The sequence below is a fragment of the Haladaptatus sp. AB643 genome, from assembly GCF_024136975.1.
GTDB lineage: Archaea > Halobacteriota > Halobacteria > Halobacteriales > Haladaptataceae > Haladaptatus.
This window is the reverse complement of record NZ_JAMYJW010000001.1, coordinates 661,461-679,401: the sequence shown is the minus strand read 5'-3', so window position 1 is coordinate 679,401 and position 17,941 is coordinate 661,461. Positions and strand designations below refer to the sequence as shown.

17 protein-coding genes and 1 pseudogene are annotated in these 17,941 nt (G+C 61.7%); 10 read left to right on the top strand and 8 right to left on the bottom strand.

Features of this window, described 5'->3' with window-relative positions; translation table 11 throughout:
• The first annotated feature begins 106 nt into the window (after positions 1-106).
• The 3 genes and pseudogenes from NKF25_RS03480 to NKF25_RS24415 all read left to right on the top strand — a co-directional run.
• Entirely contained in the window at positions 107-319 is a 213-nt protein-coding gene (locus tag NKF25_RS03480) for a hypothetical protein (RefSeq protein WP_253225319.1), read from the top strand.
• 77 nt (positions 320-396) lie between these two features.
• A complete protein-coding gene (locus tag NKF25_RS03475) occupies positions 397-915 on the top strand; it encodes a peptidylprolyl isomerase (RefSeq protein WP_066141140.1) in 519 nt (172 codons plus the stop codon).
• 221 nt (positions 916-1,136) lie between these two features.
• Positions 1,137-1,268: pseudogene (locus NKF25_RS24415) on the top strand (creatininase family protein); the annotation flags it as partial.
• 26 nt (positions 1,269-1,294) lie between these two features.
• On the opposite strand, the gene NKF25_RS03470 reads toward NKF25_RS24415, so the two are convergent.
• Entirely contained in the window at positions 1,295-1,468 is a 174-nt protein-coding gene (locus tag NKF25_RS03470; RefSeq protein ID WP_253225318.1) for a hypothetical protein, read from the bottom strand.
• 180 nt (positions 1,469-1,648) lie between these two features.
• Between NKF25_RS03470 and NKF25_RS03465 the strand changes: the two genes are divergently transcribed.
• Both NKF25_RS03465 and NKF25_RS03460 read left to right on the top strand, forming a co-directional pair.
• Positions 1,649-3,286, top strand: coding sequence for a DUF255 domain-containing protein (locus NKF25_RS03465; RefSeq protein WP_253225317.1), 1,638 nt, complete (start codon positions 1,649-1,651; stop codon positions 3,284-3,286).
• 88 nt (positions 3,287-3,374) lie between these two features.
• A complete protein-coding gene (locus NKF25_RS03460) occupies positions 3,375-4,181 on the top strand; it encodes a helix-turn-helix domain-containing protein (RefSeq protein ID WP_066141128.1) in 807 nt (268 codons plus the stop codon).
• A 423-nt stretch (positions 4,182-4,604) separates the two neighbouring features.
• On the opposite strand, the gene NKF25_RS03455 is transcribed toward NKF25_RS03460, so the two are convergent.
• Entirely contained in the window at positions 4,605-5,216 is a 612-nt protein-coding gene (locus NKF25_RS03455; RefSeq protein WP_253225316.1) for a molybdenum cofactor biosynthesis protein B, read from the bottom strand.
• Between the two features lie 86 nt (positions 5,217-5,302).
• On the opposite strand from NKF25_RS03455, the gene NKF25_RS03450 reads away from it, so the two are divergent.
• From NKF25_RS03450 to NKF25_RS03430, 5 genes are all read left to right on the top strand, one after another.
• A complete protein-coding gene (locus NKF25_RS03450; protein ID WP_253225315.1) occupies positions 5,303-6,343 on the top strand; it encodes a zinc-binding dehydrogenase in 1,041 nt (346 codons plus the stop codon).
• Positions 6,340-6,549: a hypothetical protein gene (locus NKF25_RS03445; protein ID WP_066141119.1), complete on the top strand. Its 210-nt coding sequence runs from the start codon at positions 6,340-6,342 to the stop codon at positions 6,547-6,549. The genes NKF25_RS03450 and NKF25_RS03445 overlap by 4 nt, the downstream gene beginning before the upstream one ends.
• Before the next feature lie 225 nt (positions 6,550-6,774).
• Positions 6,775-7,500, top strand: a complete 726-nt coding sequence (locus NKF25_RS03440; protein WP_253225314.1) for a helix-turn-helix domain-containing protein — start codon at positions 6,775-6,777, stop codon at positions 7,498-7,500.
• A 74-nt stretch (positions 7,501-7,574) separates the two neighbouring features.
• A complete protein-coding gene (locus NKF25_RS03435) occupies positions 7,575-9,548 on the top strand; it encodes a prolyl oligopeptidase family serine peptidase (RefSeq protein WP_253225313.1) in 1,974 nt (657 codons plus the stop codon).
• Complete coding sequence (locus NKF25_RS03430; RefSeq protein WP_253225312.1) at positions 9,545-10,381, top strand: M55 family metallopeptidase; 837 nt, start codon at positions 9,545-9,547, stop codon at positions 10,379-10,381. The genes NKF25_RS03435 and NKF25_RS03430 overlap by 4 nt, the downstream gene beginning before the upstream one ends.
• Positions 10,382-10,600: 219 nt before the next feature.
• Here the strand turns inward: NKF25_RS03430 and dacB are convergent, their stop codons facing one another.
• From dacB to NKF25_RS03400, 6 genes are read right to left on the bottom strand one after another with little or no spacing between them, the layout of a single operon-like run.
• Positions 10,601-11,830 (bottom strand): D-alanyl-D-alanine carboxypeptidase/D-alanyl-D-alanine-endopeptidase, encoded by a 1,230-nt coding sequence (dacB, locus tag NKF25_RS03425; protein ID WP_253225311.1) that lies wholly within the window; start codon positions 11,828-11,830, stop codon positions 10,601-10,603.
• A gap of 5 nt (positions 11,831-11,835) precedes the next feature.
• A complete protein-coding gene (locus NKF25_RS03420; protein WP_253225310.1) occupies positions 11,836-13,119 on the bottom strand; it encodes an oligopeptide/dipeptide ABC transporter ATP-binding protein in 1,284 nt (427 codons plus the stop codon).
• The gene (locus NKF25_RS03415) at positions 13,116-14,135 is read right to left on the bottom strand and encodes an ABC transporter ATP-binding protein (protein ID WP_253225309.1); all 1,020 of its coding nucleotides are present in this window, start codon (positions 14,133-14,135) and stop codon (positions 13,116-13,118) included. Before NKF25_RS03415 ends, NKF25_RS03420 begins: the two co-directional genes overlap by 4 nt.
• A complete protein-coding gene (locus tag NKF25_RS03410; RefSeq protein WP_253225308.1) occupies positions 14,132-15,208 on the bottom strand; it encodes an ABC transporter permease in 1,077 nt (358 codons plus the stop codon). The genes NKF25_RS03415 and NKF25_RS03410 overlap by 4 nt, the downstream gene beginning before the upstream one ends.
• A gap of 1 nt (position 15,209) precedes the next feature.
• Entirely contained in the window at positions 15,210-16,160 is a 951-nt protein-coding gene (locus NKF25_RS03405) for an ABC transporter permease (RefSeq protein ID WP_253225307.1), read from the bottom strand.
• A 30-nt stretch (positions 16,161-16,190) separates the two neighbouring features.
• Positions 16,191-17,918: an ABC transporter substrate-binding protein gene (locus NKF25_RS03400; RefSeq protein WP_253225306.1), complete on the bottom strand. Its 1,728-nt coding sequence runs from the start codon at positions 17,916-17,918 to the stop codon at positions 16,191-16,193.
• Positions 17,919-17,941 lie beyond the last annotated feature (23 nt).

Genomic DNA, 17,941 nt, shown 5'->3' with positions numbered 1-17,941 from the left:
GTCCGATTCGTGTAACGTCCCGGCAAATACTTTGTGATCTGTTATGTGTTGTGTTTGTCAGCTCGAAACCGTACGATTCAGGCAGGTGGAGCACGAAGCCCCCTTCATGAGCACGAACAACGCCGGCGGGAAGATCCGCTTCGGCTTGATGATGGCCCTCGGCATCATCGTTCCGGGATTGATAAAATATTTCCTGACCCAGATCGGCTACAGCATGCTCGGAACCGTGATTTTCTTCACGCTATACCTGACGGCCGCCATCTTCATCTGGTTCGTCTGGATACGTCCGCTGGAACTGACCGGGTCCAGCGAGGCGTAACGGCATCCGTCTTTCTCCCGTTCGGATACCGCTGGTGGATAGAACACCTTTTTTCCTTGGAGGCCGACAGTACGGATATGGCAGACGACCTAACGGCCACACTTCACACGAATCACGGCGACATCGAAGTCGAGTTGTTCGACGAGCGCGCACCCAAGACGGTGGCGAACTTCGTCGGACTGGCGACGGGTGACCGCGAGTGGACCGACCCACAGTCGGGCGACCGAAAGACCGACGAACCGCTCTACGACGACGTGCTCTTCCACCGCGTCATCGAGGGCTTCATGATTCAGGGCGGCGACCCGACGGGAACGGGCCGCGGCGGTCCCGGCTACCAGTTCGACGACGAGTTCCACCCGGAACTCACCCACGACAGCGAGGGCGTCCTCTCGATGGCCAACTCCGGACCGAACACCAACGGCTCGCAGTTCTTCATCACGCTCGACGCCACGCCGCACCTCAACAACCGCCACGCCGTTTTCGGTGAGGTCGTAGACGGCATGGACGTCGTCGAGGAAATCGGCTCCGTCGATACGAACCCGCAGGACAAGCCGCTCGACGACGTCGTCCTCGAATCCGTCGAGATTCACGACTGAGCGCCGTTTTTCGATTCGATTACTCGGTTCTTTTTTGCGCGTTGTTTCAGCATTCGCTTTGAAATAACGATCCCAACGAGTCACTGGTTGACGGCTCGAGTCAAATGGAAGACTACGTTCCCTCTCGTGTTTGCCAGTCCATTCCCCCTCCGGCACCCTTGATAGTCAACCAAGCGTACTGAGGAGGTGTATTCTCCGTCTCCCGACTCCTCAGCGAGGGATTCAAACCCATCACCGAGAACGGCGTTCTCGGCGATCCGCGCGAGGGAACGGCGGAGGCCGGGGAAGAGATCCTCGACGCCATCGCGACGGCGTACGCCGAGTGGATCGAAGCAGAACGCGACACTATTTGAATAGCGGTTAGCTACCGGTTCGGCAGTCAGATGGACGCGTTGTCCAGCACGATTTCGACCAGCGCGAAGCCGACGACCATGGCGATGAACACGGTGCTTTCTGTAATTCCATATTGTAACTGCGTGACGAGCAGAAAGTCGAGAAGGCCCCCGATGAGAAGGAAGATAACTGTGACAAGGAATTTCGTCTTCGATCTCATGTTCGTGGCGATGAGTTCGATTTGTATATCTTTTCGGTCAGTTCGAAGCACGTAATTCGATGCGACTGCGTAGGTAACCGACCGTATCGCAGACGGACGAGCCACGGTTCCGGAGGTTGACCCCTTCGTTACCGACGCGAATTCCGAAACCACTTCCCACGTTCGACCCAAAGTCAGGCCATGGATCAGTCTGCGGAACGGACGAAAATCGAGTGGCGCGAGTGGGGTGACGCGGCGTTCGAGGAGGCACAGGAAGCCGACAAACCCATCCTTCTCTCGCTGTCCGCTCGGTGGTGCTCGTGGTGCCACGAGATGGACGACACGACCTACGCGGTGCCGACGCTGGCGGCGAACGTCAACGACTCGTTCGTCCCGGTCCGGGCCGACATCGACCGCCACCCCCGTGTCAGGGAACGGTACAATATGGGCGGGTTCCCGACGACGGTGTTTCTGACGCCCGAAGGCGAACACCTGACCGGCGCGACGTTCCTCGACGCGAACACCATGCGCCAAGTGGTCGGACAGGTGCGCGACCTCTGGGAGCACAAGGGCCGGGAAGCCTCGCAAGTACCGCGCAACATCCGCGACCAGAACCCACCGTCGGGCGAAGTCACCGGCGAAATCGAGCGCCTGATGGTCGGACAGATAGAGGACCAGTTCGACCCGACCAACGGCGGTTGGGGCGACGACGCGAAGTTCCCGCTTCCACGAACCGTGGAGTTCGCGCTGAAACGCGACCGGGAACGCGCACTCGCCACCCTTTCGCCGATCACGGCGAACCTCTACGACGACTACGAGGGCGGGTTCTTCCGCTACTCCGGTACCCACGAGTGGAACGACATCCACCGCGAGAAGATGCTGGATCTGAACGCCGCACTCCTGCACACCTACGCGAACGCCTACCTGTACACGGGCGAGGACCGCTACCGCGACCCCGCCGCGAAGACCGTCGAATACCTGACGACGACGCTCTGGGAGGGCGACGCCTTCGGCGGCAGCCAGCAACCCGGCGACGGCTACTACGAGGGCGACGCGAGCGACCGCGAGAGTCGGGAGGCACCACCCGTCGATTTCACCGCCTTCGCCGACCGCAACGCGCTCGCCGCGGACGCGTTGCTCACGTACGCCGCCTACACCGACGACGAACACGCACGACGGTACGCCGAACGAACCCTCGAATTCCTCTCGACGTGCGTCGAAAACGGTGCGGTCGTTCACTACCGTGACGGCGACGAGGTTGGGGAACGCGGCCTGCTCGCCGACCACGCCCACGTGACGCGAGCCTTCGTCACCGCCGCACAGGTTCTCGGCGGCGACGAGTACCTCGAAACCGCGCGAGCGGTCGCGGATCACGCCATCGAAACGCTCCAAGCCGACGACGGTGCGTTCGTCGACGGGCCGCGCGAAGGACCGGGACTGCTCGACCGTGAACTTCGCCCCGTCGATGACAACGCCGTCTTGGCCGACGCGCTGGTCGATTTGACCGTCCTGACGGGCGATTCGTCGTACGAAGCGGCCGCGCGCGAGGCGGTCGGCGCGTTCGCGGGTGCGGCGGACCGAATCGGCGTGCAGGTCGCGGGCTACGCGACGGCCGCCTCCCGACTGTGCAGGACACCCCTCCAAGTCGTGGTCGCCGACGAACCGGGGTCGAACCTACACCGTGCCGCGCTTCGACTCGCCGACCACGAGAAAGTCGTCGTCCTCGCGCCTGACGGCGAGTACGAGCGGGGAACCGCCCGACTCGTCGACGGCGATAACGAATCCGCTCCGGCGACATCTCCGGCGGAGCTGAGTGAACTGGCATCGAGTTTCTTTTGAGCAATATTTGCGAAAAGGATACTCTGTCCAGTTGGGACACATAAAACGCACGTAGAGTTTATATACTGTCGGGCTAATGTCAACAGCTATGGCAAGTCTTCGCGATTTGGGTCTCTCCGAGTACGAAGCGCGTGCGTATCGAGCGCTCTTGAACACGGGACCGACGACGGCGAAGGACCTCTCTCGGGTGAGCGACGTTCCGATGGGGCGGATTTACGACGTTCTCAACAGCCTGGAGACGCACAACCTCGTGCGAAGTCAGAGCGCGAGTCGCCCGAAGAAGTACGTCGCCGTCGAGCCGACCACCGCGCTCGACCGACTACTGGACGACAAACTGGACGAACTGAACGCGAAGGCCGACCAGTACGAGGACATCGTGGACGATTTGAGCACCGAACTCGACGCCGTGGACCCGCCGATAGAGGAGGGCTTCTGGACGGCGGCGGTCGGTCCGGACGACTCGCTCGAACTCCTCATCGAGCGCTTGGATGCCGCGGAACGCCGCATCGTCATGGTCGCCGGTCGGGTGTCGCCGACGTTCGACATCGGCAACGTCGGGGACACCGTCGCGGAGCATCTCGAAACGGCGCTATCCCGTGGCGTGGAGGTATCCGTCCTCATGTCGCCGGAACTCGTCAGCACGCTCCCCGAGAGCGTCGGTCGGCGATACGCCGACACGCTGTCGGACCATCCGAAGTTTTCGGTCCGAACGACGGCGGAACTCGACGGGACCTTCAACCTCATCGACGACCTCGAAGTCTGTATCGAGGTGGCGAACCCGCTCTCGCCCGGCGAGGCGTTCGCCATGATCGACCTGAAAGACCCCGAGTTCGCGGCGAACGTCAACAATCAGTTCTCCTCCCGCTGGGAGACCGCCGAACCGCTTCACTTCTGAACAGAAAAAAGAGTCATTTCTGATTCGTTTTTGGAACGTCGTTCTCGTGATTGCCGTTACCGAACGATCATCTTTGAAACTCCCGAATCGTTCGCTCCGCAACTGATTTTGCGTTGGTTCTCTTGCAGTGACTACTGTGAAAGGTCTAGAAAGCCCGCGCGCGGTGCGGAGCGCGGATATCTCGTACAGCGGCCGCGAGCAGGTGGGGCTTTCGAGGGCTACCTCTCAATAGTTGCAGTCGCAGAACCACCAACCACATCTTTCCGAAGCGAGCGGGCGAGGGTTTTCTGGACCATTATCACCAGTTGCTACGGTTTCAAGATCAGATTTTGCAGCAGAAATCGCTCTCGAACTCCTCTCGTGCTGTTCTACTAAAACCCACTATCTCATACTAAAATACACTACCAACTACCCGAATTCTTCTCACTCCCGTCCGGCGAGGCCGACGAGGTGGCCCGCTTCTTCGAGAACGATGTCACCGACACCCAATCTAACGGCGTTCTCGCTCCCGGGCAGACAGAAGATGACGGTACCGTTCGAGGTACCCGCGGTCGCTCGCGTGCCGACGGTTTTCGTCCCGATTTCGTCGTAGGAGAGCTTCCGGAACAGTTCGCCAAAGCCGGGCAGTTCCTTCTCGAACAACGCCGAAACCGCCTCGATGGTCACGTCGTCGGGCGTGACGCCGGTGCCGCCGGTCGTGACGACGACGTCCGTGTCGCCGCGCCCGACGATGTTGTTCACCGTCTTCTGCACGCGGTCGTGGTCGTCGGCGACGAGTTCCCGCGTCACGACGTCGTGACCCGCCTGCTCTACCAGGACCTTGATGGCGTCTCCTGCTGGGTCGTCGTCGACCGACCGCGAGGTCGAGACGGTGACGACGGCGAAGCCGAGTTCGTCCACGTCGTGAGCGTGATGCTCGTGGTTGTCGTGGTCGTTGCTGTGGTCGTGGTCGTGATCGTCGTGGCTATGGTCGTGATGACCGTGACTATGTTCGTCAGTTTCGCTGTGCTCGTCGTCCCCATCGTGATCCGTCATACCGTTACTTCGACGCGCCAGCGCAAAAGTTCACACGGACCCCCGCTTTGAATACTATTTTAGTGTTCGCGCCCGACGTGCCATGCATGAAAGCCGTCCAGTTCTCGGAGCACGGCGGGACGGAGGTTATCGAGTACGACGAATTCCCGGACCCGGAACCCGACCGGGACGAGGTTCTCGTCGATATCAAGGCGGGCGCGCTAAACCACTTGGACGTGTGGACGCGCCGCGGACTCCCCGGCATCGACCTCGACATGCCTCACATCCCCGGCAGCGACGGGGCGGGCGAAGTCGTGGAAGTCGGCGAGGACGTGACCCGATTCGAACCCGGCGACCGCGTCGCCCTCTCGGCGGGCGTCAGTTGCGGCAAATGCGAGTTCTGCCGTCACGGCGAACATTCGATGTGTGTGGGCTACCACATCATCGGCGAACACGTCCGCGGCGTTCACAGCGAAATGGCGGCCCTCCCCGAGGACAATCTGCTCCCGGTTCCCGAAGGCGTTTCGTGGGAGACGGCCGCGGCGGCCCCGCTCGTCTTCCAGACGGCGTGGCGGATGCTCATCTCGCGCGCGGAACTTACGCCGGGCGAACACGTCCTCGTCCTCGGCGCGTCCGGCGGCGTCGGCCACGCGGCGGTCCAAATCGCGGACTACGCCGGAGCGACCGTCTACGCGACCGGCAGCAGCGAGGAGAAACTCGAACACGCCCGCGAGTTGGGTGCCGACCACGCCATCGACTACGAGGACGAGAACTTCGCCAAACGAATCCGCGAGTTGACCGACGGGCGCGGCGTGGACATCGTCGTGGACCACATCGGCGCGGCGACGTGGCAGAACTCGCTCAAGGCGCTCGCCAAGGGCGGAAAAATCGTCACCTGCGGCGCGACGACGGGCGGGCAACCGGAGACCGACATCAACCGCATCTTCTGGAATCAGCTTTCGGTCATCGGCTCAACGATGGCGAGCCTCGGCGAGGCGAGCGACGTGATGGAACTGGTGTGGGACGGCACGTTCGAACCCGCGATTCGGGAAGTCCTTCCGATGAGCGAGACGGCCCGCGCTCACGAGATGCTCGAAAATCGGGAAGGCTTTGGTAAAGTGGTGGTAAAACCCGATAGCGAGCTATGACGACGGAGCACACCAAAACGAGGGAGTTCGGACGGAGCGGATGGATCCTGGTCGCCGCGATCATACTGGCGTTTATCGTGTCGCCGCTGCTCATCTACCTCCACCCGCCGTACCTCCCGTTCAAATTCGCCTATCTCATCCTGCCGATGATCCCGGCGCTGGCGCTCGGCGCGCTATCGGTGTGGTCGGCCCAGGAGAGGGAATAAATCACACGACGAGCGGAATCCGAGCGACGGATCAAGCTCGTTTTGTTCACAGTTTGACACTCCCGCCCAGTTTCGGAACAGACATCGAGGTTGTTTCCTTCCAAATTTCAGAATATTATTCCCATACATCCGGTGTTGAGTGCAATATCCCCACCCGAATATCACGGAAAAGAGTAAGTTCGTGAATGCACAAATTTTTCAGGGTGTGGGAGAATCACACACAAGATGAGCGTCATCGACGTTACTGCTCGGGACGATAGAACGACACACCGGCAAGTGGAACTCAAACTGTGGCATCCGGGGTGCTGGACGCTCGAAGTCACCGACGAGTACGACGGAGTCCATATTCTCGAAAAATCGCTGTATCCGACCGACGAAACCGTCAAGGGGGATTTCATCATCGTCTCGGAGGGCGACCACGACATCGAAACGTTCGTCGAAGCCATCGACGCCCACCGAGTCGTCGAGAGCACGGCCATCCTCAAAAACAGCGGCGACCGGGCCCGCGTCGTCGTCACCTACGAGCGTTCGTCCAGTATCGTCCCCGAAATCGTCAACTCGGAGTTCATGCCGATAGAACCGGTTCACATGACCGGCGGGTACGAGTACTGGACCGTCCTCGTCCGTTCGGATCAACTCGAATCGGTGTTCACCCGGTTGGAGGAGGAGTACGACATCCAGTTGGAGTCGATTCACGAGGTGGACCCGAACGACAACGTGGAGTTCGCGAACACCAGCGACCGTATCTACGACTCGCTCTCAGTGCGGCAGATGGAGTGTCTGTTCGCGGCCCACGACGCCGGATATTACAACTGGCCCCGCGACGTGGCAGCGAGCGAAATCGCGAGTGATTTCGGTATCAGCGGCCCGACGTTCCTCGAACACCTTCGGAAGGGGGAACACAAAGTCCTCGATGCCTTCCTCACCAAACTCGCCGGACGGAATTACTGACCGGACGACGCCCCCATCGGCCCTGGATAGCCGCATTACGAACCGCTTTGGCGGTGGGTACGAATGTGGTTGTCATGCCACCCGCACTCACACTTTCGGATGCGCTGGATATCGAATATCCCAGTGCGCCGTCGTGGTCCGCGAACGGGAATTTTCTCGCGGCGACCGTCTACGAGGACGATGGAAACGTCCTGTTGGTTACCGATCCGAAAAACGACCGACCGTGGCGATTCACGCCGGACGACGGGCACGTTACCGAATTTGCGTGGTCGCCGACCGAGTCCTCCCTTCTCGTCGCAACGGACGCCGGAGACCTGTTGCTCGCCGACCCCAAAGAAAGGACGACCGCCCGTCTGCTCTCTGGGCCGGACGAGAGGAGCGCGTACACGTGGTCGAACGACGGCACCCGCTTCGCGTTCTACCGCGACGGTCGCCCGTTCGTCCGCGACATCGAAACCGGGGCAGAGCGTGGATTCGACGGACCGAAACGCGGTCCGTTCCTCGGCGAAGCCCGAATGTTCGCGTGGTCCGACGACGATACCCTGTTGGCCTACCGGTTCGTCGAGGACGGGACGACACACGTCGGCGTCATCCACACCGAGTCCGGCGAACTCGTCTGGCGCACGCACGGCGAACTGGCGAGTTCAACCCCCGCGTGGCTAGCCGACGGACGCGTCCTGTTCGACCAGCACGGCGAGGGTGGCACGATCAGACGGATTGTCGCCGCCAATCCGGAGACCACGGGGCAAACGGTCCTGTTCCGGGAATCCGACCGCGAACGCGGAATCGTTTCGAGTGGCGCACCGGAAGTGTCCCCGGACGGTCGCCGAATCGCCCTGTCGCTTCCACTCGACGGATGGGACCACGTTCACGTCATCGACGTGGAAGCCGGAGATCGAACGCAACTCACCGAGGGAGCGTTCGAGGACAAAGGCGTCGCGGACGCGACGCCGCAGTGGCTGGACGACGAAACGCTCGTTTTCGCGTCCAATCGAAACGGTTCCGGCCAGCGCCACCTGTTTTCGATCACGTTGGACGGAGAGACGACCGCGCTCGTAGAGACCGACGGAACGAACGTCCATCCACGACCCGCACCGGATGGCGGAACGATAGCGTACGTTCACGCCGACGGGGAACTGTCGCCGGAGCTCCGAATCTTCGATTTCAGGGACCGTGGACGCGAACGGCTCATGCGCTCGACAGTCGAGGAGTGGCCGATACCACCGATCGAGCCGGAACGGATCGAGTTCGAGAGCGCCGGTCGAACCATCGACGGCTACCTGCTCGACCCGCGCAAATCGGACGCCGTCGCCGACGACGCGACGGACCTCCCCGCCGTCGTCTGCGTGCACGGCGGGCCGATGCGCCAGATGCGCGACGGGTGGCATCCGTCGCGCTCCTACGGCCTCTTCTACAGCTATCACCAGTATCTCGCCACGAAGGGCTACGCTTGTCTCTTCGTCAACTATCGCGGCGGCATCGGCTACGGAAAGGAGTTCAGGCAGGCCATCGCGGGCACCCGTGGCGAGGACGAAATCGAGGACGTGGGCCGAGCAGGGGAGTTCCTGAAAGCGCTCTCGTACGTTGATTCCGATGCAGTCACGGTTTGGGGGCTCTCCTACGGTGGCTACGCGACGCTACAAGTTCTCGGAACTCACCCCGATACCTTCTCGCTCGGAATCAACCTCGCCGGATTGGCCGACCTCGAACTGTACAAGGAATGGGCCGAAGAGACGAAGCATCCGGCGGCGGCCTCGTCGGAAGCGCTCCGAATGGGCGGCGAACCGTGGGAAGTTCCCGAGCGATGGGCCGAGGCGTCCCCGGAGACGCACATGGAGAACTACGAGGCTCCGCTCTACAACTTCCACGGGACCGGCGACCGCTACGTCAACTTCGAGCAACTCGACGTGGTGGTCGAGACCCTCACCGACCTCGGCAAGGAGTTCGACGCCGACCACTATCCCGACGAAAACCACGTCTTCTCGAAGCGGGCGACGTGGGAGCGAACCCTGCGGAAGGTCGAGCGAATCCTGGAGGACGACCGATGAAGGTCTTCATTTCGGCCGATATGGAAGGCATCACCGGCATCGCAGACCCGCTCGACGTGGTGCAAGGGGAAGCGAACTATCCCGCCGGACGGGAACTCATGGTCGGGGACGTGAACGCCGCCATCGAGGGCGCGCTCGCTGGCGGTGCAGACGAGGTGCTGGTCAACGACTCCCATTCCTCGATGACGAACCTACCCCGGGATTCGGTCCACGAAGCAGCGCGCCTGATCCGCGGCGGGACGAAACCGTGGTCGATGATGCAGGGACTCACCGAGGGCCACGACGTCGCCTGCTTCGTCGGTTACCACGCGAAGGCCGGGACGGAGCACGCCGTCCTCAACCACACCTACTACGGACAGGTGCTCGTCTCGCTCCGCGTGAACGACGAGGAGGTCGGCGAACTGGGCTGGAACGCCGGACTCGCCGCCTCGCTCGGCGTTCCGGTCGGTCTCGTTACGGGCGACGACGCGACCGAAGCCGAGGCTATCGACCGGTTGGAAACCGTCGAAACCGCCGTCGTGAAGGACGGCATCGACCGCTTCACGGCGGACTGCTTGCCGCCCGAGGACGCACGCCACCGGATTCGAGAGGGTGCGAAGCGAGCGGTTCGCCGTGTATCGACGTTCGAACAGCCGATTCCCGACGAACCGGTTGCTATCGAGGTCGATTGGGCGGCCACGAACCAAGCCGCCAGCGCAGCATCGATCCCGTCGGTCGAACGCGTCGCTGGCCGGACGACCCGCGTCGAAGCGGACTCGTACGTCGAGGCGTTCGAAGCCTCCGTGGCGATGATCCACGGCGGCGGCGCTGGGCGAAACGAGTTTTACGGGTAGGCGGTGGCGGTCCAGCGTCGAGAATTTCCCTTCGAAGACGCTCCATGGAGGCGACGCCGTTCGGTTTTCGATTTTCGACCCCGTGGTCGCTATCCATCGGAAGAAGTGATGAGCCGAGAGCAGTCCAAACCGCTCGCTCGAAACGGAGTCGGACGAGTAGTTCGAGGAACCAGCACATCACACCGCACTGGTTCCGTTTTCGCTGAAAAACCTTCGTGCTTACTCGACGAGTTCGCACACGAACTCGTCGAGTCGGTCCCGTGCTTTTTCCTCGTCCTCGCCGACCAATCCACCGAGGAGGACGGAGAACACCACGTCCGGTTCGCCCTCCCTGCGAATGATTCCAGAGAGCGTTCGACTGCCGGTCAGGGTTCCGGTCTTCGCTCTGATTTCTGACCCCATAGCCGAAAACCGGGTCTCCAACGTCCCCTCGCCCGCGGTCGGAAGCGAGTCGAAGAAGACCTCGGACCACGGCTGGTCGGCAACCCATTCGAGGGTTTTGACCATGCCTCGGGCCGAAATCAGGTTGTAACGGGAGAGACCGGACCCGTCCCGGATGCGGAATTTATCAGCGCCTCGTTCTTCGAGGAACTCCCGAACGACGGTCTCCCACGCCCCCCACGACCCCTCGCCACGAACGTCGCGGGCGACGGTTCGGGCGAGTCCTTCGGCGAGGAAGTTGTCCGACGGGACGTTCATCTCGCGGACGAGGTCGGCGACCGACGGTGATTTCACCGCCGCAATCGGCTCGCCGGAGGTCTGGTTTCGGGTGACGCCGAGTTCGCCGGTGTGAGTCACCCCCTCCGTTTCGAGCGCGTCACGAAACGCCAACAGGCAGTGGCGAACCGGTTTCCCGACCGGAACGGTTTCCGTCTGCGGCGCGTCCGTCGGTTTTCCCCCGACTCTGATCGTTCCGGTGGTGAGGTCGCGGAACACCAGGAGTTCGTCGGCGGACTCGTCGAACTCGGTCGCGTATTCGATTTCGTCCGTGTTCGGCGTGAGTTCGACGTCGGTTCCGGACACCGTCACCGAGACCAAATTTCGGTCGAGCGCGAGCGGGGTGCTCTCCGCGCCGTACCCGTACTGTCCGTCCTCCCACATCCACCCCGGACCGCGGGACTCCCCGTCGAACCACGCCACGTCGGCGACGATGTCCGTCACGGAGTCGATGCCCGCATCCCGTACCGCGTCGGCGAGCGTCGTCAGTTCCTCCCGTGAGAGCGACGGGTTTCCACGGCCGGAGAGGACGAGCGAGTCTTCGACACTGGTGACGTGCGTCTCGAAGCGGTAGTCCGGGGTGAGATAGTGCAGCGCGAGCGCTGCCGTGAGCAGTTTCGTGTTCGAGGCTGGTGGGAGCGGAACGTCCGGGCTTCGTGCCGCGAGACCGGTTCCACCGAGTTCGCGGACCAGGATGCTCGTTCCGAACGAATCCGTATCGAGACCGGTCATCCCATTCACCACGAGAACGGTTCCCGTTCGTCGACGTCGAGGTGACAGGCCGAGAGCTGGTTTTCACCCACGGATTCCAGTTTCGGCACGTCGGTTTCGCACGGCGACTGATATTCGTTCAGGGTGTCGGCTGCATCGTCCCAGTCTCCGTCGGCCGCTTCCGAAACGGCCCGCTGAATCGTCTTCTCGACACCCGCCGGTGGGTCGTGTTTGAAGTACTCCGAGCGGACGGCGGCGGGTTCGGCCTCCGTCCGAAGGGATTCCTCGGCGACGTCGCTTTTGAGGTCCATGTACTCGCGGAACGTCTCACGGGTGAACGGGTCAGGGACGATGATGTCGGGACAGCGCGTGTGGAACTTACAGCCGGATGGCGGATTGCTCGGGCTCGGAACGTCCCCGACGAGTTTCGATTCGACGCCGCGCGTGTCCGGGTCGGGGTTCGGCACCGCGTCCAGAAGCGCGCGGGTGTAGGGGTGGTGTGGCTCCGTGAAGAGCCGGTCAACCGGGCCGGTTTCAACGAAGTCGCCGAGATACATCACCGCCACGCGGTCGGCGACGTTGCGGACGACGCTCAGGTCGTGGGTGATGAACAGGTAGGTCAGGTCGTACTCGTCCTGAATGTCCTGCATGAGCGAGAGAATTTGGGCCTGCACGCTCATGTCGAGGCCGCTCACGGGTTCGTCGGCGACGACGAGGTCCGGGTTGATCGAAAGCGCCCGTGCGAGGTTGATCCGCTGGCGCTGCCCGCCGGAGAACTCGTGCGGATACCGTCCGTAGTGTTCCTCCGTGAGTCCGACCTGGTCGAGCAGTTCCACGACGCGCTCCCGCCGGTCCGCCGGGTCCCACCCGGCGGCCTCCAGCGGGTCGGCGATGATGCTTCCGACTTTCCGTCGTGGGTTCAGGCTGCTCATCGGGTCCTGAAACACGATCTGTGCGTTCCGCCGGAACTCGCGCTTCGCGTCCGAATCGAACGACGTGGTTCGCGTTCCCTGGAATTCCACGACGCCGTCGGTCGGGTCGGTCAGTCCCAGAAGGGTTCGTGCGAGCGTCGATTTTCCGCATCCGGATTCGCCGACGATTCCCAGCGTTTCGCCGGGGTAGAGGTCGAAGCTCACGCCGTCGACCGCTTTGACGCTCTCGTCGTCAAACGTCAGCGGAAATCCGCCCTCGGAGTTCCACCGGAGCGAGCTGATGAACCCGGTGTTCACCGGGAAGTGTTTCGTCAGGTTTTCAACCCTGAGCAGCGGTTCGCCCCGCGCTTTCGGCCGTTGTTGTACGTGTTGACTCATGGTCTCCCCCGTCGTGCTTCCTCGTGCAGTCGTGGCTCCTCGGCACCGTATCCCTCCTTGTAGAGCAGACACGCCGAATCGTGGTTCGGGCCCACGCCGATGCGCGGCGGTTCGATTTTCGAACAGTCATCGATGGCGACGGGACATCGCGTGCGGAACCGACAGCCGGAGGGTGGATCTATCGCGCTCGGCACCGTCCCCTGGATGGGGTTCAGGTCGTCCACGCGCTGGTCGGGGCGGACGACCGACCGCAGGAGCGCTTGCGTGTACGGATGTTTCGGATTGCGGTACAGTTCCTCGTAGGGTGCCTGCTCGACCACCTTGCCGAGATACATCACGGCAACGCGGTCACAGACCTCACGGACGACGCCCATGTCGTGGGTGACGTAGACGACGCTCGTGTCGTACTTGTCCTGGATGTCGTCGAACAGGTCGAGGATTTGGGCCTGGATCGTCACGTCAAGCGCCGTCGTCGGTTCGTCCGCGATGATGAGTTTCGGGTTGCACGACAACGCCATGGCGATGAGGGCGCGCTGGCGCATCCCGCCCGAGAACTCGTGCGGGTACTGATCGACCCGCTGTTCCGGGTCCGGAATTCCGACGTCGTCCAGCAGTTCGATGGCCCGTTGACGGGACTCCTCGCCGGTACAGTCGGTGTGGTACTCCACGACTTCGGCGATCTGATTTCCGACGGTGAAGACGGGATTCAGCGCCGACATCGGGTCCTGAAACACGAACGAGATTTCGCTACCGCGAACCTCCTGTCGGAGTTCGCGTTCGGTGCAGTCGGTCAACTCGCGTCCGTCGAATCGAACGGAGCCATCGACCACCTTGCCGGGCGGGTTGATGAGACCGAGCAGACTCTTCACCGTCACGCTCTTCCCGGCCCCGCTCTCTCCGACCAAGCCGATGGTCTCGCCCTTCTCGACCTCGAAGCTGACGCCATCGACCGCCTGTACGATTCCGCTTTGCGTGTAGAAGTACGTCCTGAGGTCTTCGACTTCGAGTAGACTCATCGGTTGCCTCCGTCGGTTTCGTCGTTCCTATCCAGTTCCTCCCACTTCTCCGTCTCCGTTCCGCCGTCCGTGGCGGGGTTTTCGGTGATCGGTTCGGGTTCGTCACGCGAGTTTTCCGTGGGCAGGAAGTCGTCGCCGAGTTCGTCCCAGTCCGCCTTCCAAAGCGTCGTTTTCGGGTCCATCGCGTCCCGCAAGCCGTCACCGAGCATGTTGAAGCCCATCACAGTGAAAAATATCATCAGACCGGGGAAGATCGTAATCCACGGTGCGATGATCATGGCCTGCCGCGAGTTACTCAACATCCGACCCCACGAAGCCGTCGGGGGTTGAACGCCGAATCCGAGGAACGACAGCGCCGCCGCGCCGATGATGACGCCACCCATCGAGAGCGTCGCTTGGACGAGCACCGCGGCCAACCCGTTCGGGACGATTTCGCGGAAGAGGATGGTTCGGGTGGGTAGTCCGGCGGCGCGTGCCGCTTCGACGTACTCCTCCTCCCGAAGGGAGAGCACTTCCGACCGCATCACGCGGGCGTACGCGGGAATGCCGATGACGCCGTAGGCGAGAAAGAGGTTGTACACGCTCGCTCCCATGATGGCCATCAGCGTCATGGCGAGGATGAGACCCGGAATCGAGTACAGTACCTCCAGTAGTCGCATGATGAGGTCGTCGATTCTACCCCCGAAGTACGCCGCCGTCGCGCCGCAGGCGATACCGCCGAGGAAGCTGATTCCGACGGAGATGACGCCAATGGCGAGCGCGATGCGGCTACCGTAGATTATCCGTGCCAGTATATCCCTCCCGAGGTTGTCGGTGCCCATCGGGTGTGCGACGGACGGGGCCGCGTTCGAATGTAGCGGGTCCGGTTCGTGTGGGTCGGCGAGGAGGGAGGTAATGATGTGTCTGTTGAAAATCACGATGTCGATGGTCGAGAATATCGCCAGTACGACGAGGATGGCGATCATAATCGCGCCAGCGATTGCCGTCGGACTGTACCGTAGCTCCCGAAGTGTTCCCCGTAGGCGACTTTCGGTGTCGATTCCACTCTCGGTAACTGGTTGATTCGTACTCATGTCAGTCGTATCTGATCCGCGGGTCGATGTACGCGTAGGCGAGGTCGGTCAGCAGGACTCCGGCCAGGAACAACAGGGCGAACGTCAGGGTCATCCCCATGATAACACCGTAATCGTTGTTCGTCATGCCGTTGAAGAACAGCCGACCCATACCCGGAATGGCAAAGATTTTCTCGGTGACGACGCTGCCGTCCAACAGGAAGGACAACTGCAGTCCGATAATGGTGACGAGCGGCAACAGCGCGTTCCTGAACGAGTGTTTGAGCAGGATGCGCCGCTCGGGCAGACCGTAGGCCCGCGCCGTCTGGACGTAATCCTGTGATAGCTCCTCGACCATGCTGGAACGCGTCATCCGCATCAACGTTGCGGTCATCGCAGTCGAGAGCGTGATGACCGGCATGACGAGCCGTTTTGCGGACTCGACCGGGGCCTGTGCGAAAGGGACGTATCCGGACACCGGGAGCCACTGCAACTTGACTGCGACTATGAACATCAGCATCAGCCCCAACCAGAAGTTCGGCGTCGAAAGCCCCGCCAGCCCCACGAATCGGGAGACGTGGTCGCCGAGTTCGTTGTGTCGCGAGGCGGCGTAAACGCCGAGCAGGATCGAGATGGGAAGCGCGATGACGTACGACAGCCCCATCAGGGTGAACGTCGGGCCGACGCGCTCCAGCATCAGGTCGATGACGGGTCGTTTCAGCATGAACGACTCGCCGAGGTTGCCGTGGAGCACCTTGGATAGATAGTCGAGGTACTGCTTCCACAGCGGTTGGTCGAAGCCATATTGGTGGATGAGTTGGTCTGCAAGCTCCTTGCTCGGGTTCAACCCGAGATAGATCTTGACTGGGTTGCCCGGCAGGGAGTGCATCATTACGAACGTCAGCGTGAAAACGCCCAGCAGAACGGGAATTATCTGCAAAATCCGCCGGACGGTGTATCGGTACATGCTCATGATTTCGTGTGTATGGAAAGATAGGGGGAGTTAGTTGCTAAGCCAGGAGTTCGACCACTCGTTGCAGAGGGGTTGGGCGACGTAGGCCGTCGGGTCGTAATCCTTCACGGACTTGTTCCACGCGGTCGCGGACTGCTCCGAGTACACCTGAATGTGCGGATACTCGGACTGGAACGTCTCCGCGATGTCGATGTACAGTTTCCGACGCTTGTCGCGGTCCTGCAGTTTGCGTGCCTTGCGAATCTTCGCGTCCGCGTCCTGTAGCTTCTTGCTGTCCGGATAGGCTTGGTAGAGCATCCCGGCGGAGGCGTTGCCGACGTAATCGTCCGGAACCGGGCTGTCGTCGTTCTGCGGGTCGCGGAACAGGTAGTAGAAGAACCCATCCGGGTCCTGCCCACCGGACCAGCCGTAGAACGTCACGTCGTACTTGCCGTTGTCGAGCAGGTCGAGCCACTGGCCGATGGTGATCTCCCGAACGTTGGCTTTGATTCCCACCTTCTCCATCCCGTTCTGGAGCAAGATAGCCATGTTCTTGAACTTCCCAGAGGTTGCGGTCGGCATGTCGACCTCGAAGCCGTCGCCGTATCCCGCCTCTTTGAGCAGTTGCTTTGCCTTGTCGTAGTTCTTCTCCGGGAAGTACTTCTTCTTCCAGTCCTGCCACGGGAAGTCCCACGCCTTGTTGACCTCCGTCGGCATGTATCCGTAGCTGCGCTTGCCGAGTTGCCCCTTTGCCGCTTCCAGCATCTCGTCGTAATCCACGAGGTACTGCATGGCTTTGCGCACCTTGCGGTTGTCGAACGGCTCGTGGTTCGCGTTGAACATGAGGCCGTTGTAGTCGAACTGCGAGATACGCTTCATCTTCAGCTTGTTGTTGTTTTGGGCCTTCCCGAGCAACGTTTTGGGAACCGACGCCTGCTGAACGCCCCCGCTCGCGAGTTCGAAGTACGCGGTATCCGACTCGGGGATGACGCGATATTTGAGCTGTTTGAGGTTCGGCGCTTCGATGAAGTAATCGTCGAAGCGTTCGAGGGTGAGCGAGGACCCGGCCTGCCAGTTCTTGAGTTTGAACGGTCCGGTACCGACGGGTTTCCGGGAGAACTTCTTCTGGCCCTTGTCGCTCGCGTACTTCTTCGGAACGATGGCGGCGTTCATGCCCGCCAACGTCTGCTCGAACAGCGCGTAGGGGTGCTTGAGGTTGAACGTAACCTCCATATCACCCGATTTCTCGACGCTATCGACAAAGGAGAGGTTCTCCTGGTTCGTGGATTTGTTGTCGGAGTCGAGCACCCAACTGAACGAGTACTCCACGTCGTCTGCGGTGAGCGTGGTCCCGTTGTGGAACTTGACGCCCTCTTTGAGCGGGACGGTGAACGTCGTGTCGTCCTGCTTTTTCGGGAGCTCCTTTGCGAGGTGCGGGACGAGTTCGCTCCCGTCGGGCTTCATGGCCAACAGCCCGTCGAAGAGGTAGTGCATCATCCCGTTCGCCCACGCGAGTTCGTTCATCCGCGGGTCGAGGGTCGTCGCCTCTTCGGGTGCGACGTTGACGAACGTCCCGCCCTTCTTCGCGTTACTGTTGTCGTTGCCGTCGTCGCTGCCGCTGTTCGTATTCGTGTTACCACCGTCGGAGGTTCCGGCACCGCCTGAGCCGTCTCCGGTCGTGCTCTTCCCGCCACATCCTGCGATGGCCGTCACTCCGCCAAGGGCACTTACCGTCAAAAACCGCCGCCGGTTCCACGAATATTTTGGTTTTTCTGTCATGATATCGTTCGTCGGGACAAGTC

Excerpts from the sequence above, each read along its gene's own strand:
- NKF25_RS03475 (WP_066141140.1), top strand. The coding sequence starts at position 397 with ATGGCAGACGACCTAACGGCCACACTTCACACGAATCACGGCGACATC.
- NKF25_RS03480 (WP_253225319.1), top strand. The coding sequence starts at position 107 with ATGAGCACGAACAACGCCGGCGGGAAGATCCGCTTCGGCTTGATGATG.
- NKF25_RS03410 (WP_253225308.1), bottom strand. The coding sequence starts at position 15,208 with ATGAGTACGAATCAACCAGTTACCGAGAGTGGAATCGACACCGAAAGT.
- NKF25_RS03405 (WP_253225307.1), bottom strand. The coding sequence starts at position 16,160 with ATGAGCATGTACCGATACACCGTCCGGCGGATTTTGCAGATAATTCCC.
- dacB (WP_253225311.1), bottom strand. The coding sequence starts at position 11,830 with ATGACCGGTCTCGATACGGATTCGTTCGGAACGAGCATCCTGGTCCGC.
- NKF25_RS03465 (WP_253225317.1), top strand. The coding sequence starts at position 1,649 with ATGGATCAGTCTGCGGAACGGACGAAAATCGAGTGGCGCGAGTGGGGT.
- NKF25_RS03450 (WP_253225315.1), top strand. The coding sequence starts at position 5,303 with ATGAAAGCCGTCCAGTTCTCGGAGCACGGCGGGACGGAGGTTATCGAG.
- NKF25_RS03400 (WP_253225306.1), bottom strand. The coding sequence starts at position 17,918 with ATGACAGAAAAACCAAAATATTCGTGGAACCGGCGGCGGTTTTTGACG.
- NKF25_RS03470 (WP_253225318.1), bottom strand. The coding sequence starts at position 1,468 with ATGAGATCGAAGACGAAATTCCTTGTCACAGTTATCTTCCTTCTCATC.
- NKF25_RS03460 (WP_066141128.1), top strand. The coding sequence starts at position 3,375 with ATGGCAAGTCTTCGCGATTTGGGTCTCTCCGAGTACGAAGCGCGTGCG.
- NKF25_RS03440 (WP_253225314.1), top strand. The coding sequence starts at position 6,775 with ATGAGCGTCATCGACGTTACTGCTCGGGACGATAGAACGACACACCGG.
- NKF25_RS03415 (WP_253225309.1), bottom strand. The coding sequence starts at position 14,135 with ATGAGTCTACTCGAAGTCGAAGACCTCAGGACGTACTTCTACACGCAA.
- NKF25_RS03420 (WP_253225310.1), bottom strand. The coding sequence starts at position 13,119 with ATGAGTCAACACGTACAACAACGGCCGAAAGCGCGGGGCGAACCGCTG.
- NKF25_RS03430 (WP_253225312.1), top strand. The coding sequence starts at position 9,545 with ATGAAGGTCTTCATTTCGGCCGATATGGAAGGCATCACCGGCATCGCA.
- NKF25_RS03455 (WP_253225316.1), bottom strand. The coding sequence starts at position 5,216 with ATGACGGATCACGATGGGGACGACGAGCACAGCGAAACTGACGAACAT.
- NKF25_RS03435 (WP_253225313.1), top strand. The coding sequence starts at position 7,575 with ATGCCACCCGCACTCACACTTTCGGATGCGCTGGATATCGAATATCCC.
- NKF25_RS03445 (WP_066141119.1), top strand. The coding sequence starts at position 6,340 with ATGACGACGGAGCACACCAAAACGAGGGAGTTCGGACGGAGCGGATGG.